We start from the raw sequence: 18,453 nt of genomic DNA on the forward strand, positions 1-18,453 counted from the left end.
AAATTAAATATTTAAGAAGTAAAAATAGATTGCTGTTCGTTTAGTAATTTTTCTTTTACATTAATGTAAACGTACATAGAAATAAAAATATTACAGTAGTTATCAAAATAACCATGACCGGTCATAAGATATATAGATATGGTAAGACTTAAGTAGAGATATTCAGGATTCGTTTTAAAAACAAGAAGACTTCTGTACAGAATGAATAAGTATATGCCAATCATAATTAAGAACGGCAGAATACCAGCTTCACCAATAACCATTAAATAAGAATTGTGGACACCCGGCAAACCTGGCCTATGCAACTGAAAAAAATAATAACCATTTCCAAACAAGGGCTTATCTAAAACATACTCAGTATAAAGTGCCCAAGTTTCAGTTCTACTATCCTCTCCCAACGTTTTGGTTTGAACAGCTTGTTCATTGCTGAAAATACTAGAAAATGCTGAAAAGCGTTCTTTATTCAATGATAACATACTCGAAATAGCAAAAAAGATAACGAAGGTACCGGCTCCAATAATTGGGGTGATAATATTTTTTCTACTTCGATAAATAGCCACAAGATTTATCAGGAGCCATATAAGAATAAATGTTCTTGAAAAAGTTAATATTCCAGCAAGGGTTAAAATAAATTGCCCTAAAACTCTAAATCCTAATTTTGGAACGAGATAGCTCAAGCTATACCCAATGAGGCAAATAGAACCGGCTAAATTTGGGTTTAAATAAAAACCACTATATCTACCGTAAGTAGGATAAAAATTAGCATTTGCCAAAGGAAAAACTAACGCATTTATGATTATAGAACCTGCCCCGATAAGAAGAATATTGAAAATTTCTTTTTTCGAGGTTCTATGCAATACTTCTACTGAAAATACCACAATCGCCAATGAACGGATAAACTCTTTAATTATTTCAATTTCATTAACACCGTAGAGTGCATTTACCCCACTAAAAATAAAATAGAATAAGGTTAAAAAAATAAATGGCAAGGGCATCTTGTGTTTCTTCTTGATTAGAAAAAAAAATAGAAACAATAAAAGTGTCGAGGCATAGCTAAGTAGGGAGCCCAAACTTGGGTTGAAATATGCCGTTATGTAATTAGGCAGGTTCCAAAGCAATAAGATGAGTATAAGGTATTGTATACCTTTTAAAATATTGTTCATTAGCTACGGCGATACTTCATAAACTACAAAAATAGATTTATATTTCTTATTAGAGTCATTAATTCATATTTGTACGTGAAAATCATGTTTGTACGTGAAAACCCATCTTTTTGGATTTTTATGTAAATTAAATATCATTAGTTCCTATTAAAAAATTGATTGGGTTGCTCGGATATTTTTTTATAACAATATGAACTTTCAAAATTTGGACTTTGCTAAAATAGCTCACCTAATACAACTAGAAAGCTTTCCGAATGTATGTAGAAAAAGAAGACGGAAAAACTTAATTAGCTATAATGTTCCAAAAAAAAAACATAAAAAAACAAAATAGACAGGCTTCTAACTTACGAATAACTTCTAAATATTTAATTTAAATTGTCACTAATTCCAATGTTTAGATTGAAAAAATCATGTAGTAACCCCTGTCTTTTTACTTTCCTTAAACGTAAAATAAAACATAATGACATTTTTCAATATTACAACTACGGTTGTACAAATAGCTATTCCTAGAATACCATAATACTGAATGAGAATATAGTCCAGTATAATATTTAGAACTAAAGCTCCAAAGGAAACATAAGCCATAAATGCGTTTTTATTAATACTTGTTAAAAAATTCACATTTATCGTTCCTGCTATAGTAAAGGGAATATATACTAAAAAGATTTTTTGAATGTTCGAAACCACTTTCGTATCTTCTGCGGTAAACTCTTTTCTTTGAAAGAAAAATTCAACAAAGAAATCAGTAAAAATAATTCCCAATATCGCAAAAACAGCACCTCCCCAAAATGTAATTTTCATCATTTTAAACACCGTTTCAAAAGATTTTCCTCGATTGTTAAGCACTAATTTCGAAAAATAGGGTAATAATACATTTGTAATAGCTATGGCCAAAAGACCGATCAAAAAGGCGGGCATTTTTTTTCCATAATTAATGGCGGCAATTGAACCTAGGACTAATTGCGCAGCAAAATATTGGTCTACAACACCATTCATTCCTGTTAGAAAACCAGATGAAATTTTAGCGGGCAATTGTGCAAACATAAGCCTGGCGTTGGAACTCTTTAAATTTGGTTTAGATAGTTTTAGGATTTTCTTTTTCAGACAGAGTACTAGATAATACAAAAAACATAGTATGGACCCAAACAAAGTACCAAAAGCTAAGACCAAATTACCGAACACATCCCTATATAAAAACAGACAAGCTATTATAGAAATAGGCACGAACACACTACCGTAAGAAGAATATTTGTATTCTCCATATATATTTAGCATACCACTTAGCAAAGAAGAAAACCCCCAAATCACAATACATGGAAGAAGATAGCGAAATTGACTTTTAATCATACTATAGTATTCTTGGGTATGACCAGCGAAGAAATTTTCCACATAAGTATCGGTAAACACAAAGGCAATTATCATAAATAGAACAGACACTAAGCCTGTTACCAAAAAACCAGTAGTTTGAAAAGAAGATATGCTATTTGTAGTTTTTAATTCTGCAACATAACTAGGTATAAAAACATTTTTAAAAGCACCCAAAAATACAGTATCGATAAACCCTGGAACAAGTGAAGCAATAAAAAATGTATCCAAAATTTCAGAAAGGCCAAAGTTTGCAGCAACCACCGATTCTTTATAGAAACCAATGAATTTTATCAATAGAGTTGCAATACCAACAGTAAGTATATTCTTAACAACTTGATTTTGAAATAAAGCTTTTGCATTGAAATTTTTGAAAAAGCTTTTAATTTTATTTATCATTACAATTTTACTATTTCAGATTTTTTAAAATAATCTGCTCCCAATCGTTCGCTATATGAACGGCTTGAAATTTTTCTACCGACATCTGTGCTTTTATCGAAAAATTTGATCTTAAAGTCGCATCATTAAATAGAACATTTAGTTTTTCTTCTAATTGTATTTGATTGTTCATTTCAATCAGAAAACCGTTTTCTCCATTTTTTATTAGTTCAGAAGGACCTGTTGGGCAGTCAGTAGCAACGCAAGGTAGTCCATAATGCATAGCTTCAATCAAGGCATTTGGAAAACCTTCATATATAGAGGTAAAGGCAAATATAGAGCTGGAGTTGTAATGATCGCTTATGGATTTTGTAGGAGACAGAAGTTTAATTTTCTCTTGCATCCCTAATTCACGTATTATATTCTCATATTCCTTTTGTTTTGGTCCTTTCCCAATTATGTGTAAACACCAATCTTCTTCATTTAGAGCTGAAAAGGCTCTTATTAAAAGTATTTGCGCTTTTTGTTCTGTAAAACGACCTACATTAAGAACAATTTTCTTTTTTTCGATTTCTTTATTTCTTGACAAGGTTAACTCGGTAGAAATAGGGTTAGCCAATATTTGGAGATTTTCTTCTTCAACGAAAGATTTAAAATATTGTTCAATAATTTTAGTCTGTACTACCAGACAATTGGCCTTTGGATAAGTAAATTTCAAGAGAGTGTTCCATAAAAAGCCTAGGTTTACTTCGTATGGGTTATTTCTCTCGCTTATTATAACAGGAATTTTCAGGGTTTTTGCAGCAAGTATTCCTAAAATATTCTCTCTTGTTAAAAAACAAATAACTAGTTCTATCTTTTCGTTTCTTAAGTGCTTAGTAATTCTTTTATAGAGTTTATAGTTTAGTTTTATAGTGTCAAAAACTGTCTTACTCGGCTTAATCTTATCATAACAATATAATTGCTTTATTCTAGGGTCCAACTTGTAAAATGGACTTAAATTAACAAAAGTAATTACTGTTACTTTATATTTTTCAATTAGTTCATTACATAATGTACTAACTACCCTTTCAGCCCCCCCAGAGCTTAAAGACCCAATAATAAATGCAATAGATTTTTTTTTCATTAAATGGATAATTATAAGGAACAAGTCTAAATCTCAATATGTTCCATCTCAGACCCATAAAGAAGAAAAACTTAAACAATACCATACGTTAACGCAGAAACTGATGTTTTCTTTCTTAAGAATGGGCAAAGATGTATAAAAGTTGATAAAACACAAATAATTATTCAAAGATAGCTTAAACACCCATATACAGTTGTTGATAAAACTACAAATGAAAATTGATTGGTTACTAAATAGGTCACATACCATAACAACCATATGAATAATACTAATATGACTTAATTTTAAGAAACCTAAAACTTTAGACTCATTTTAAAAACTTAGTTTTACGTCGTTAAAGGGCTATCATGTAAATAAATTTAATTTATGATTGAGAAACGTTTTGTTGTGATTTTGGTTTTGTTGTGTATTTTCAAGTTGTCCGGACAAACTGTAAAAATTTCAGACTTCGGTTTTGATGCTTTTGATTCTACAAAACATATTTATGATGCTATTTTATCAGAAAACGATACTGTCATTTTTGATAAGCAGCATACGCAGTGGATAACAGGCCCATTACTTTTTAATCAGTTGAAAAACAAAGTGTTGGTTTTTGAGGAAGGCGTCATGCTATGCGCTAAGGAAGGAGGTTTTGTTAAAACTACGGATGCTTTAATGGAATTTCGTAATTCACATAATGTCATAATTATAGGAAACTCCGCTATCTTGCAAATGAATAAGAAAGAATATACTGATGGGGAGTGGAGACATTGTATCAGCCTAAGAAGTTGCACCAGTATAAATATTTCCAATTTAACACTCAAAGATTCAGGGGGAGATGGTATTTATATAGCGGGAAGTAAAAAAGGCGAATTTTCGGAAAACATTCAAATTGAAAATATAGTATCGGATAATAATAAGAGACAGGGAATGTCGATTGTTAGTGCCAAGAATGTGACTATTAAAAATAGTATTTTCAAAAATACCAAAGGAACCCTTCCAGAAGCTGGGGTAGATGTAGAACCAAATTCAAAACTTGATCGTATTCAGGGTATTCGCTTTTACGACTGTACATTTGTTGAGAATAACCATGCGGGTGTTGTTCTTGCATTGCATAATTTAGAAAGTGATTCCGCTCCAGTTGATATTGAATTTGTTAATTGCGTAGTAGAAAATAATCATGATAAAGGCAATAAATATATAGCGAGCGAATTAATCTTCAATGCCCATAAAACCAACCCTGTAAAAGGTAAGGTTGTTTTCGAGAATTGTTTGATAAAAAATTCAAAATGGGGTCTTTTCTATAGTAGGAAGACTGTTGAAGCCTACAATGTTACTTTTAAAAATTGTTCTGCTTTGAATATTTGTAAAGACGGATCATATCCACCTATTTATTTGGAAGTGCCAGATTATTACAAGGGTAGTTATCAATTAGGAGGTTTTATTTTTGATAATTTAACACTACAATACAATGCTAATGTACCCTACATGTCAATAAGGGGCTCGACGCTACCCACGTTAAAAAATGTTTCTAGTATTTCAGGCGATATAACATTGATAAGTACCCAAGAACCTAAAGTGGAATATATAAAATATAGTGGTTCCAATAATATTGATGTAAATATTAATATTACCCAAGAATAAAACGAGTCCTAATCTGACTTTACAACTCTAATTAGAATACTTATTTGACAGGTCTATTTCAGTTTAAGATATTCATTGAAATACCTGCGGCCTAATTCTCTTTGACCTGCAGCATCATAGTGAATATAATCTACCTCATCATCACCTTGTTTCACAATAGTTGATGGATATGATGGATTTGCAAACCCTACAATGTTTACTCTGTTAACTGTGTCTGCCAATAATTGTTGATGTGTTATTCTCTCAGGTTTTGTATTGACCCAGAAAGGTACCATTCCGCCAAGAATAAAGGGTGTGCTAATTTGTTTAAGGTCGGTTCTTACATCAGAAATAAATTGGTCTAAAGTATTGGCAAAATTTTTGTTGTATACATCGTTTTCCCCTTGATGCCACAATATTACTTTTAAACTACTTGATGGATATTTCTGCAGTACATGCGTAACTCTTTCAATCATGTCATTGTACAGGAGGTCACCCTTGTTCCAATCACCATCTTTAAAACCTGTGCTGTTTTTCCCACAAGGAATAATTAGTATTTCCCTATTGCTGTTAAGAAGTTGATTTTTATAAAGTTTAGCAAAAGTTAAACCGAAACCAATTTTACCAGTGCTTCTGGTGTGATGATCTAATGGTTCGACGGCATCAACGATTTTATAATCATTACCGTTGTTTCTTCCAAATTGATTGATTCTATCCTCACTTGCGTCAAGAGTTGAGTTATATCCCGTTCCTCCGTGAGTATTGGATTGCCCTGCAATTAAAATAATATCATAACCGAACTCTTCGGTTTCTGGAGTAATTTCTTCTGATGGTTCTTCATTAGTTGGCACTTGTTCGCTTATCACATCGTCTTCAATATCTTCATCAATATCTTTTTCAGCCTCATTTTTCTGAATTTCTTCTTCTTCTTCTTCTTCTTCTTCTTCTTCTTCTTCTTTTTCTTCCTCTTTTTCTTCTTCCTCTTTTTCTTCTTCGAAATTCTCCTCAGTATCATTGTTCACCAATTCATCCTTTAATTCACCTTCATACGTCACCCACAATTTCGGACTAGTTTCTGGCGAACTCTCTTTTGAATTTACCAGAATTTCATTTCCTTCTGAAAGAGCAAGAATAAATGTATTTTCGTTCTTATTAAGTTTTGAAACATTAAGATCAATGAATCTTTTGTTATTTTGTTGAGATATTTCCTCCGATATATTTATTATTTCTCCGATTTCTGGTAAAACTATTGAATCAAGATTAATTTCATTCCAAATAGGTGAGTCTCCTTTGATAATATTTATTTTACCATCACCGAATTCGCCAATTATGGATAATTCCAAAGTGGCCGTTAAAATGGTATCTTTAATTCTGTCTAAATTAAACTTAATATAGCCAAGATTTTCTTGTTGTTCTAATATGATAATTGTATCATTTACTCCTTGTTTCCCGGATAAGTATATGTCATCGGTAGGGGTAAAGGCAAACTGACTATAGATTATGGAGTCTTGTACTTCCTCAGGAGCAGATACATTATCCTCAACCGTTATCAATCCTATTGCATCCGCTAAGTCTTCTTCTTCTTTACTACATGAAATTACAATAACTGAGACTATAGCAACAAACAATAGCCTAAAAAGTAGTTTATGCTTTTTGAAAATATGTATTGAATGGGATGAAATCATGAAAAGGTAGGTTAATTAAAAGAGTACCATAATTTGGAGAGGTACTTATCTTTTAATTAAACGTTCAATATGCGGTAATTAGTCAATTTTTTCGTTAAACGGTGCCGTTAATTGTAATTTTCGATGAAGTGACATTTCTCTTAACATTAAAAGCTTTTTATAGAGTAGACATTTCGTAAAAAAAGAAGATAGAGCGTATCGATTAGCCCTTTAAAATATAATTGATATAATCTTCCGTTGGATTTTCCTTCGCAATAATTTGGGCAGGATTACCAATTACTAATGAATTTTCAGGTACATCAGAATTGACAAAAGAGTTTGGAGCAATTAGAACATTGTTACCAATTTTTATATTTCCCGCAATAACAGTACCTGTTCCAATCCATACCTCGTTACCAATAATTGGAGACCCTTTACGTTTCCCTCTATTGGTTTGCCCAATGGTAATTGAATGAGATAGATTACAGTTATTTCCTATTACAGCTTTTTCGTTAATCACGATCATTCCAAAATGACCCAAATAAAGACCATGACCAATTTTGGTTTTAATAGGAATTTGAATACCATATTTATAACGAAGTTTTTTCAGGACATATCGGTAATATATTCCTGATATGGAGAATCTTTTTTTGGAAGCCGCTTTTCTGAAGTAATATGTAAATTTAAAACCCTCGGATTTAAAACCTTTTCTTATACTAGATTCTCCTTTATATCTGTATAAATCGTATTTAATATGATGCTCCATTATGGATTTTCAAATTATTATTAAGGACTATAGCTTTCTTGTCGTTACAACTTAATTAAATATACTGGTTAATTTTATTCTTGGGCCAAATATTCTAAGAATATTTCTAGGTTTGTATATCCATCGTTGTTAACATCCTTTTTGCCATCCGTAGAATCGGTAGGGTCTAAGCCAACTGAGGTTTCCCACTCATCGTCCATTCCATCTTTATCTGAATCTTGATATGCTTCACCACTTTTTAAGTTGGGGTAGCCAACGTCGGATACATTTATAAGCATGCCTCCATTTCTATTTATTACGTTTTGTACAACTCTCTCGTCCGAAGAATCTCTATTGGGTTTGGATGCCCCTACATTTGCTAATACAGTACTTTCGACTTCAGATGATTGCATGGGGTTAATTCCTGAATTGAAAACAGGTGTGTTCTGTAGATAAGGGTTAATATTAGACGATATTTTTGCAGAATTACCGTCTAAAGTATTATCATGAATATAACCTTGAGTGCCTGAAATATTACCATCGGGACAGTTATTTAATGAAGCGGTTAGTTGAATAACAGTTTCATTTACACTAACATTAGGATTTGATTTGTAAACATTACCAATAATATCAAATTGATTTTCATAAGTAGGGTAGGTAGCATCTTTAAAACCGTACACAAGGTTGTTTATCATCTCAAAGCTAGAGGTACAAGTCGAAGACCTTATGTTACGTTCCATATTATGAACAAAGAGGTTTTTATAAACACTTATATTATTTGCTCGATTCCATAGGATTAATCCGAATTTGTGACTAGTTGAAATATTCTCTCCAACAATACTATTTTGTATGGTTATATTACGAACATTGCTTGTCCCACCTATTCCACCCATTTCAACGATTTCATCTTTTCCCCAACTCAAGCTACAATGATCAATTATAACGTTTTCTGTTGTAGTATTATTGAAGGCTATGATTCTAAGAGCATCTTCATTAGAACCTGTAGTTTGCTCACCAGGTCTGATTCTAATATGTCGTACAATAACGTTAGACGCCATTATTCTAAATTCAGCACCTTTAATGGCAATACCATCTCCTGGAGCGGTTTGTCCTGCTATGGTTACATTTCCGTTACCGTTGCTAATTTGGAGGTATGAATTACACTCTATTGTGCCTGAGACCTTAAAAATAATGGTACGAGGTCCTTCAGCCAATAAAGCGGCTCGTAGACTTCCATTTCCAGAATCATTAAGGTTGGTAACCTCTATAATTTTTCCACCTCGTCCACCAGTTGCAAATTTACCAAATCCTTCTGCTGAAGGAAACGCTTTTAAATTTTCATATTTTTTATTGAAAAAGATGGTTACTTTGCCTTCTTCAGTTTTAATTTCTCCTTTTTCATCAGTGGTCTTCACAGTATAAGTGAATGTGTCTTCCTCTTCGTTAGTTTTGTCATCAAACGTTATCGTTTCGGTTTCTTCTTCGGCTGTTTCTGGTTCCTTAATAGTACTCTCAGTTTGCGCTGATTCCTCTTCGGTTATGTCAGTATTGTTCTCTTGTGTGGTTTCATTTTCATTGCTTTCTTCGGTATTAACCTCTTCGTTATTATTTCCGGTAGTTATGATATAGGTTAAAGTATTATCTGGGTTAATCTGTACTGTTCCATTTTTTGGTTGCGAAGTTTCTACGATTTGTACTTTATCGGTATCAATAAAAGTATCATTATCCAATACATCTAAAACAATAGAGCTGTTTCCGTTTAAATTGTAACTATCGTTAATGAGATATTCACTATAGTTATTAAGACTGCTTTCTCCATCTTGGACGACATAGCTTGCTAATAAATCTACATCTTTTGAACAAGATGCGGTTAGCAAAAAAAAAGCAAAAGATAGTAGTACTCCTTTTGAGGGAGATATGGTTGTGCAGTGCATAAGTAGGAGTTGTTTAGTCAGAAAAACAGCTTTGGGAACTATTTATCTAGCTTTGTTTCATCATTCTTCTCTATGAAAATTTTTGTTCATTCATCTTACTTTTGAATCAATTGAACGAATTTTGTTTTATAACTCCATCAGAGTTTTGTTTGTTGCTTACTAAGCTCTTTTTTAGATGAACTGCACTATACCTAATTGTGATTATCGATGAAGTGTGTTAAAATAATGTTTTGAGGTAATGTAAAGCATTGATCACTTAGTGAAAATAGAAGAGTTTGGCGTTAAGTTAGTTTTTGTGTTAAGAAGATTAAAAATAGATACCATAGAACATGGACCTGAACTATTCAGGTGGAGTTTTAAACTATCTGTGTAGGAAAGCTTGTATTAGCAAAAATAGTTTTTCAAGAGGTTTTAGGGAGCTTATAAAATAAAATCGTAGACCTGTTATTTGTATTGATTTAATTGTGTTCGTTTAGGAATTGAAATATCTGATTAGCAATAAGCTCATTCCCTTCCTTTGTATAATGTCCATCAGAAAAACGATATTTATCTCCAATGTGTAATTCAATAATAGGCTGATTCACACCATTTTTAATAAGTGACTTTTTGGTTAGGTTGTCATGAACCAAATACACAACATTATCCAAATCAGATTCAAATAGTTCAAAGTTGGGCTGTGAATAGAATTTAGGGCCATTAAGTTTTTGGTTGATTAAATTAACGATTTTAAAAGAGGATTCCTGTTTTTTATTTACCTGTTTCTTGTAAACTAAATCGTTAGTCCCGCTTATTAGTATAAAAACTAGTTTAGCTTCTTTTAAATCATAGGTTTTATAAATGTCATTGTATGTATTTAGATTTCCGCCGCTAGCTCCAAAATTAAAAACTTTTGCATCAATTGTTTCATCTAATAAGTAAGCGATTGAATTGTATGTACCACAAATTTCTGATTTCACGAATGAATCACCAACTAATGCATAATTTTCGCTTAATTCATTAGTTTCAAAATCAATGTGAGAATAAAAACCCAAATTATTTATATTTAATCTTATTTTCTCTCCATTTGGATTATAGCCAATAGAATCATTTTTATTTGCAATAGATGGAGTAGTAAAGACCCGCTTAATATCTGCTGTAAATTGCCTGACACTAAAAATAGGGGAGGTGAGGCCTTGAAAGCATTCAAAAACTACAATGAATAATAAGAGGAAAACAAAACTATTGAGTATTAATTTCTTCATGATTAAAATTGAAAGTATATAAAATCTGTTTGAACAACACCAAAATATAGTACCACATGGAAGAGTAGAAAAATGTAAAATAAAATCCTAATAATTTTATATTTTGAAATAGTAGATAATCTTTCATCTTTTCTCAAAAACCATTCTATAATTATGAATACAAGACAGTAGCCCACACCTTGAAGTTTTGAACTGGGTAATTGAATTTCAATAAACATTTTTTTTATGTACAAAAAAGCATTTGAAATAGTATCGCTACGAAAGAATACCCAAGCAATAACAACAAAAAAATAAGTAACACTAATCTCAATGAACTCTTTTATAGACGGTAGAAATTTATTTTGGGCAACAATACCTCCTACATATTTTCTATTTAGATCAAAGTAAAATAATGGAACATATAATAAAGCATGTATAAAACCCCACATTAAAAAAGTCCAATTTGCACCATGCCAAAAACCACTAACCAAGAAGATGATAAATATATTTTTTAGAGATTGCCATTTACCCCCTTTTGACCCACCTAACGGTATATATAGGTAATCTCGAAACCAAGTTGACAGTGAGATATGCCATCTTCGCCAGAATTCACCAATATTTCTTGAGAAATAAGGAAACTTGAAATTAGACATTAGCTCAAAACCAAATAACTTAGACGTACCTATGGCAATATCTGAATACCCACTAAAATCACAATATATCTGAAAGGAAAAATAAATAGCACCGAGCCATAGTGTTCCTCCATCATAGTCTTGATAGTTTGCAAATATATCGTTAGCCCTTGGGGCTAAAGAATCTGCGATTACAACTTTTTTAAACATTCCGTACAAGATCAACCGAAGGCCTTGAACAGATTGTTTATAATCGAATTTTCTTTTATTTAGAATTTGAGGTAATAAGTTTGTTGCTCTCTCTATAGGACCTGCTACTAATTGGGGGAAAAATGCAACAAAAGAGGCAAAGCCTATAAAATCTGATGTAGCTTTTAAATTCTTTCTATAGATGTCTATTGTGTATGACATTGTTTGAAAGGTATAAAATGAAATACCAACTGGTAAAATTATGTTTATAGTCCATCTATTTGCCGGGGAGAAACCTAACTCCATCAACAACTCCATTAAGGAATCAATAAAAAAATTGAAGTATTTAAATACGGCAAGAACGCCAATATTAAAAAGAATACTTACCCAAAGATAAATTTTTTGTTTAGACGGTTTGAGCTCGTTTTGGACTTTTAAACCTATAAAGAAATCAACTAAAGTGGATAGCAAGATTAAAAATAGGAAGCGATAGTCCCACCACCCATAAAACACATAAGAACTAACTAGTATCACTAAATTTTGCGCCTTTAAATTAACCTTAAAAAGAAGCCAATATAAAACGTAAACTATGGGAAGAAATATTAAAAAATCATTTGAGTTAAAAAGCACAGAATTCTAATTTTTTTAGAAATGTAAAGATATACTTTCAAAGAATAACGAAAGGGTTTAACTTATTTATTTCCTACTTACCAATTAAATAAATGGCAATAGGGGTAGAATGCAATTTAACTTACTTTCTCATTCTTAAAATTGGCTAGGTAAATTTTTTATTTTCACCTTATTTGAAAACAAAATGCAAATAACGCCTAATATAAGCCTATAGGTGTTAATTACATTTCGTTTTCGCAAGTACTATGAATTATTTGAGGGTATTTACAATTTAATCGATATGATTGTAAGAAATGTTGACATTTACATTCGTACTCGATTTATAACCGTGTCCATAGGTTAATGGATTATCATTAGGTTCTTTAACCGTAAAAGAGCCTTGAATATCCTTTACAGTATGATTTGTATTTGGAGCATTGATATTCATAAAAGGAAGGTTTACGTTATACTCTAGGTAAAAATTATTAAATTCAAAATTACCTGTAGTTGTGTCTGCTCCTAGCGCCTCTAGTTCGATAATATAATTTGAACTAGAAATATTATAGGCGGAACAGTCTTTAAATATAACTTTAAAAGCATCAGCAGCTTTTTTTGCTTTGATTATCCGAGATTTACTTCCGTTGAATTTTAGATTGGTGAAAGTAGCCGTTCCTTTAACAGGGTTGCTATGATCTCCTTGGAGAATCATAAGTTCTGCATCACTTACTCCTGAAGAAGAAGATTTTGTATTATTACTGAACGTACAACTACTTAAATTAACCGAAATAGGAGTTGATGAACTGGTAAGTTTGCCAACTGAAATTAGGAAGCCATGACTGTCATTGTTAGAAAATTTGCAATTACTAAAATTTATATTTACCAGTCGTTCACTGGCGTCATTTGGTTCTAAGTCAACTCCAGACTCTGGGTCTGCACCATTAGACCCATTGAATTCTGAATTTTTAATCCAAACATCCTCTGCACTGATGATACTAAGCCCTTGTCTGCGATTATTTTCACATGTAATATTGTCTAATGTAATATTTTTTGAATAATTGGCATTATAACCGCCCGCAATATACATGCCATCGCCTCCACTGTCTTTTAGAATTAAATCCTTAACGGTAATATTGTTCCCTCCGTCGATAGAAAACGCGTGTCTGTTTTCCATACTATTGTATTCTGATTTAATCATTTTAAGTTCTGCATTATTCCCCTCTATTTTGATATTCTCAGCGGCAACTAGTTGAAATAATATACTACTAGATGCAGAGAATGCTCCAGATTTGGCCCTCAAGGTTACTCCAGACTCAAATACTATTGTCATATCTTTAAGTCTAAACAGTTTTAAGGGTTTAACAATCCAGTCTGAGCTTTGTTTGTCAATGACCACATACGAACTTCCTGAGGTTAACGCTTTATAGACAGCATCCGTTCCATCACTAGAGTTAAATCCAAAATCAGATGCGAAAACAGCATTTGAAGGGTAGTTTCCAGAGCTTCCGCCAGTATCTCCACTTCCAGTGTCTCCTCCACCAGTGTCACCACCACCTGTATCTCCACCGCCAGTGTCACCACCACCAGTATCTCCGCCACCGTTGTCCACAGGTCTTTCATTCACTTTTACATCAATAGTTGTGGCATGGGTCAGTCCATCTTTATCTTTTACAGAAAGTTCTACTTTGTAAGTTCCCGGATTAGCAAAATCGTGGGAAGGGTTTTTATTTGTTGTTGTAGAACCATCATTAAAATCCCAGAAATACCCTGTAATGCCTGTATCATCAGTAGAGTTATTGGCACTAAATTGAACATTCAAGGGGGCATACCCTGTTAAAGGTGTACCAGAAGCTACCGCCACAGGAGCTTCATTTTGGGTTTCGGTGATGGTAATGGTTATAGTTTCAGAATCTTTTAACCCTTCCTCATCAGTAACTGTCAATACCACATTGTACGTACCTTTGCTTTTGAATGAATGCGAAGGATTTGAACTTGTAGCGGTACTACCATCCTTAAAGTCCCAAAAGTAGTTTTTTACAGCTTTATCGTCAGTAGAACCATTGCCTTTAAATTGAATTTCCAACGGAGCTTCTCCTTCAGTAACATTTGCAGATGCATTTGCGTTAGGAGCTTCGTTTTCTGTTTCGGTAATTGTGACCGTAATAGTTTCGGAATCTTTTAGTCCCTCTTTATCTGTAACAGTTAAAACAACATTATATGTGCCTTCTGCATTAAAAGAATGGGAAGGATTGCTGCTGGTTGCAGTACTACCATCTTTAAAGTCCCATGAATAGGATGTAATAGCCTTGTCGTCCGTAGAATCGCTGCCTTTGAACTGTATTTCCAAGGGAGCTTCCCCTTTTGTAATATTTGCAGAGGCTTTTGCATTAGGAGCAGCGTTTTCTGTTTCAGTAATTGTAATGCTAATGGTTTCAGAGTCTTTTAGTCCTTCTTCATCAGTAACCGTTAAAATAACATTGTATGTTCCTTTTGCTTTAAAGGAATGAGAAGGGTTGCTACTGTTTGCCGTACTACCATCTTTAAAATCCCATAAATAAGATTTAATAGCTTTGTCATCCGTAGAATCGCTGCCTTTGAACTGAATTTCCAAAGGAGCTTCCCCTTTAGTAACATTTGCAGATGCATTTGCATTAGGGGCACTGTTTTTCTTAGCTTTTACTGTAATAGTAGTTTCTTCGGTATCAATTTTCCCTTGAGCATCTTGCACTGTCAGGCTTACTTTATATGTACCCGCTTTTTCAAATGTGTGAGAAGGATTTGCTTGATTGGAAGAATTACCATCGCCAAAATTCCAACCATAGTTTTTAACCTCTTGATCATCACTAGAATTATTACCCGTAAAACTAACTTTAAGTGGTGCAGTTCCCGAAGAAGGGGCAGCATCTACTGCTGCAATAGGAGATTGGTTTTCAACAGGATTGGTTACAGGGGGTTTAATTTCATCTTCCTTAGGAGTCTCTACCGGTGTTTCCTCTTCCTCCTCTTCTTTAGGAGTTTCAACTTCTTCCTCTGTCTCTTCCTTAGGAGTCTCTACTGGCGCTTCCTCTTCTTCTTTAGGAGTTTCAACCTCTTCCTCTGTTTCTTCTTTAGGAGTCTCTACTGGCACTTCCTCTTCCTCCTTAGGAGTTTCAGCTTCTTCTTCTTCTTCTTCTTCTTCTGTTTCTTCTACTTCGTTTGGAGTTTCTGTCTCTTCAGCGGTTTCATCTTGATTTTCTTCGTCGGATATAGGCTCTGGCTCAGAAGTGATTATCGAGATGTTTTCGTTTTCTTGAATTATAGCTTCAGCATCTTGTGGAGCACTGTAGGTAACCACAAGTTTTGGTCCTTCTTTTGTGTCATGCTCTTTTGATGCAAATGCTAAATCATTACCGTCTTCATGTTTAAGTACCAAGGTAATTACTTCTGTTCCTACCTTTTCTTCATCTAAAATGATTTCGTGAGTCTGATTGATTTGAAAAATTTTATTTGTGGAACCTAATAATGTGTCAGATTGTGGTGCCGTAATCTCCGTAATGCTATGTTCGGACCAATCTGTAGATTCTCCTTTTAGTATAGATATGGTTCCATGACCGTCGTCATTACTAATCGTAAATTCAAAATGAATCTCTTCTAAACTCCCACCAATAGAATCGATTTGACTTAAATCGAACATAAGATAGCTTTCTCTATTCCCCTCTTCCAAACGAATCAAATCTTGATTGTATCCTTTGCCACTTTGTAAATGTGCGTCATGTATAGGAGTGAAGACCGTAGTTCTCGTTTCGAATATTATATCTGCAATGATTTCCTCTTCTATCAAGACTTCTTCTTCCAGAACTTCTTCTTCTGTCAATTCTTCCGAGGCATTTTTGCTATCTGCATCCTTAACTACCTTAGAAGGTTCGTTTAAGACTGCATCCTTTAGTAGTTCAGTATCTTTAGTACAGGATATTATTACAATTAGAAAAGCAAGTGCAAACCAGATAAAAGATTTGTTTGGGGTAGTGGTGCTAAACTTCATAAGTGGGTTAAAAAGTTAATTTTTCTTAAATTATTGAGGCTGCTAAAAATATAACATCGTTTAATAACATATATTATCGATGAAATGCAGGCGGCCAAAAATAGAAACAAATTAATATAAATCGTTTTTTTCGATGAAAAATATTTAATAATCGATGAAAAGCACTAAAAGTGTTAAAATCTACTGTTTATCGAACACAAGATACAGTACGTCTAAAAGCCAGACTTTAGACGTTTAAGCTTTATTTTTTTAACGTTTTGTTAAGAAATTAATCGATGAAATGCAACAAAATGTTAAGTTTTCCATGAAGTTGAAACGTTTTGAAGAGGTGTTCGGGATTTGGGCTATTTCGTTTTCCTAAAAAATATCTTAGGATTAATTTCAGATTTATTTATTCTAAAAAAGTAGGAGAGAGTCGGTTTTTTCTAAAATTAGCAACAAAAAAAGGTATGACTTCTGCATCATACCTTTTAAACTGAATAATTTTTTTGAAGATGGAATTGTTATAAGCGTCCGTCCACTTCGCCTTTTAAAATGCTTTTAACATCATATAATATCCCTTCTGGTTTTAAAGAATCCCTAAGATTAAGCGTTAGAAACTCCTTGTGGGCAACGGTCAATACTATAACATCAAATTTTTGTTCAGGTAAAGTAGATACCATATCAAGATTCAGTTCTCTTTTCACCTCCTCCTTGGAGGCCCATGGGTCATATATAGTTAAGTTGGTACTATAACTTTTTAGGTTGTTAGCAACATCAACAGCTTTTGTATTTCTGACATCGGGACAGTTTTCTTTAAAAGTAATACCAAGAATAAGAATGTTAGCTCCTTTTATCTTGATGTCTTTTTGAACCATGAGTTTAATTACTTCGGAAGCGACATATTTGCCCATACCGTCATTCATACGACGGCCAGCTAATATAATTTCGGGGTGATAGCCAAATTCTTGGGCTTTTTGAGCTAAATAATAAGGGTCAACTCCAATACAATGACCACCAACCAAACCTGGCTTAAAAGGAAGGAAGTTCCATTTGGTGCCTGCCGCCTCCAACACAGCAGTAGTGTCGATTTCCATTAAATTGAAAATTTTAGCCAACTCATTAACAAAAGCGATGTTAATATCTCTCTGTGAGTTTTCAATAACTTTTGCAGCTTCTGCAACTTTAATAGTAGGTGCTAAATGAGTGCCTGCTGTAATTACTGAAGCGTAGAGATCATCTACTTTTTTTCCAATAGCAGGAGTAGAGCCTGATGTTACTTTAAGAATTTTTTCTACCGTATGTTCTTTGTCCCCTGGATTGATTCGTTCTGGCGAGTATCCCACGAAAAAATCCTTATTGAATTTTAAGCCGCTAACCCGTTCTAAAACTGGGACACACTCATCTTCGGTTACACCTGGGTAAACAGTAGATTCATAAATTACCAAATCACCCTTTTTCAAAACTTTCCCAACAGTCTCACTTGACTTGTACAGTGGGGTTAAAATAGGTCTATTGGTACTGTCAACCGGTGTTGGTACGGTAACTATGTAATAATTACAATCTGAAATGTCTTCTAATTTAGAAGTGCAATATAGACCTTTATCAAAATTAGGAGTTTTTTGCAGAACAGTATTTAAATCTTCATCACTTACCTCTAAAGTAAAATCCTTACCAGATTGAAGTTCTTCAATCCTTTTTTGATTGATGTCAAAACCAATAACAGGATATTTAGTAGCAAACAAACGTGCCAAGGGAAGGCCTACGTAGCCCAGACCGATTATTGCTATTTTTTGTGTGCTCATTATTTCTTTTTAATTTTAAATTAT

11 protein-coding genes are annotated in these 18,453 nt (G+C 33.1%); 1 reads left to right on the forward strand and 10 read right to left on the reverse strand.

Going from position 1 to position 18,453, the window contains the following annotated elements; genetic code table 11:
• Positions 1–11: 11 nt before the first annotated feature.
• The 3 genes from KO521_RS02935 to KO521_RS02945 all read right to left on the reverse strand — a co-directional run bounded on the left by KO521_RS02935 (position 12) and on the right by KO521_RS02945 (position 4,032).
• Positions 12–989, reverse strand: a complete 978-nt coding sequence (locus KO521_RS02935) for an O-antigen ligase family protein (protein ID WP_215938406.1) — start codon at positions 987–989, stop codon at positions 12–14.
• 582 nt (positions 990–1,571) lie between these two features.
• Positions 1,572–2,927 (reverse strand): murein biosynthesis integral membrane protein MurJ, encoded by a 1,356-nt coding sequence (gene murJ, locus KO521_RS02940; RefSeq protein WP_215938407.1) that lies wholly within the window; start codon positions 2,925–2,927, stop codon positions 1,572–1,574.
• Between the two features lie 10 nt (positions 2,928–2,937).
• Positions 2,938–4,032, reverse strand: a complete 1,095-nt coding sequence (locus tag KO521_RS02945) for a glycosyltransferase family 4 protein (protein ID WP_215938408.1) — start codon at positions 4,030–4,032, stop codon at positions 2,938–2,940.
• 366 nt (positions 4,033–4,398) lie between these two features.
• Between KO521_RS02945 and KO521_RS02950 the strand changes: the two genes are divergently transcribed.
• Positions 4,399–5,655, forward strand: a complete 1,257-nt coding sequence (locus tag KO521_RS02950; RefSeq protein WP_194550736.1) for a right-handed parallel beta-helix repeat-containing protein — start codon at positions 4,399–4,401, stop codon at positions 5,653–5,655.
• 53 nt (positions 5,656–5,708) lie between these two features.
• Here KO521_RS02950 and KO521_RS02955 read toward each other — a convergent pair whose 3' ends face one another.
• The 7 genes from KO521_RS02955 to KO521_RS02985 form a co-directional block, all read right to left on the reverse strand.
• Positions 5,709–7,319 (reverse strand): sialate O-acetylesterase, encoded by a 1,611-nt coding sequence (locus KO521_RS02955; protein ID WP_215938409.1) that lies wholly within the window; start codon positions 7,317–7,319, stop codon positions 5,709–5,711.
• A 202-nt stretch (positions 7,320–7,521) separates the two neighbouring features.
• Positions 7,522–8,064 (reverse strand): serine O-acetyltransferase, encoded by a 543-nt coding sequence (locus tag KO521_RS02960; RefSeq protein WP_194550734.1) that lies wholly within the window; start codon positions 8,062–8,064, stop codon positions 7,522–7,524.
• Between the two features lie 74 nt (positions 8,065–8,138).
• Complete coding sequence (locus KO521_RS02965) at positions 8,139–9,977, reverse strand: Ig-like domain-containing protein (protein WP_215938410.1); 1,839 nt, start codon at positions 9,975–9,977, stop codon at positions 8,139–8,141.
• Between the two features lie 458 nt (positions 9,978–10,435).
• Positions 10,436–11,218, reverse strand: coding sequence for an SGNH/GDSL hydrolase family protein (locus tag KO521_RS02970; RefSeq protein ID WP_215938411.1), 783 nt, complete (start codon positions 11,216–11,218; stop codon positions 10,436–10,438).
• Positions 11,219–11,220: 2 nt separating this feature from the next.
• On the reverse strand, positions 11,221–12,240 hold the full coding sequence (locus tag KO521_RS02975; protein ID WP_354668187.1) for an MBOAT family O-acyltransferase: 1,020 nt from the start codon (positions 12,238–12,240) through the stop codon (positions 11,221–11,223).
• A gap of 679 nt (positions 12,241–12,919) precedes the next feature.
• A complete protein-coding gene (locus KO521_RS02980; RefSeq protein WP_215938413.1) occupies positions 12,920–16,645 on the reverse strand; it encodes a PKD domain-containing protein in 3,726 nt (1,241 codons plus the stop codon).
• A 503-nt stretch (positions 16,646–17,148) separates the two neighbouring features.
• Positions 17,149–18,429 (reverse strand): nucleotide sugar dehydrogenase, encoded by a 1,281-nt coding sequence (locus KO521_RS02985; protein ID WP_215938414.1) that lies wholly within the window; start codon positions 18,427–18,429, stop codon positions 17,149–17,151.
• Between the last annotated feature and the right edge of the window lie 24 nt (positions 18,430–18,453).

This window comes from Zobellia uliginosa (assembly GCF_018860745.1).
Taxonomy (GTDB): Bacteria; Bacteroidota; Bacteroidia; order Flavobacteriales; family Flavobacteriaceae; genus Zobellia; species Zobellia uliginosa_B.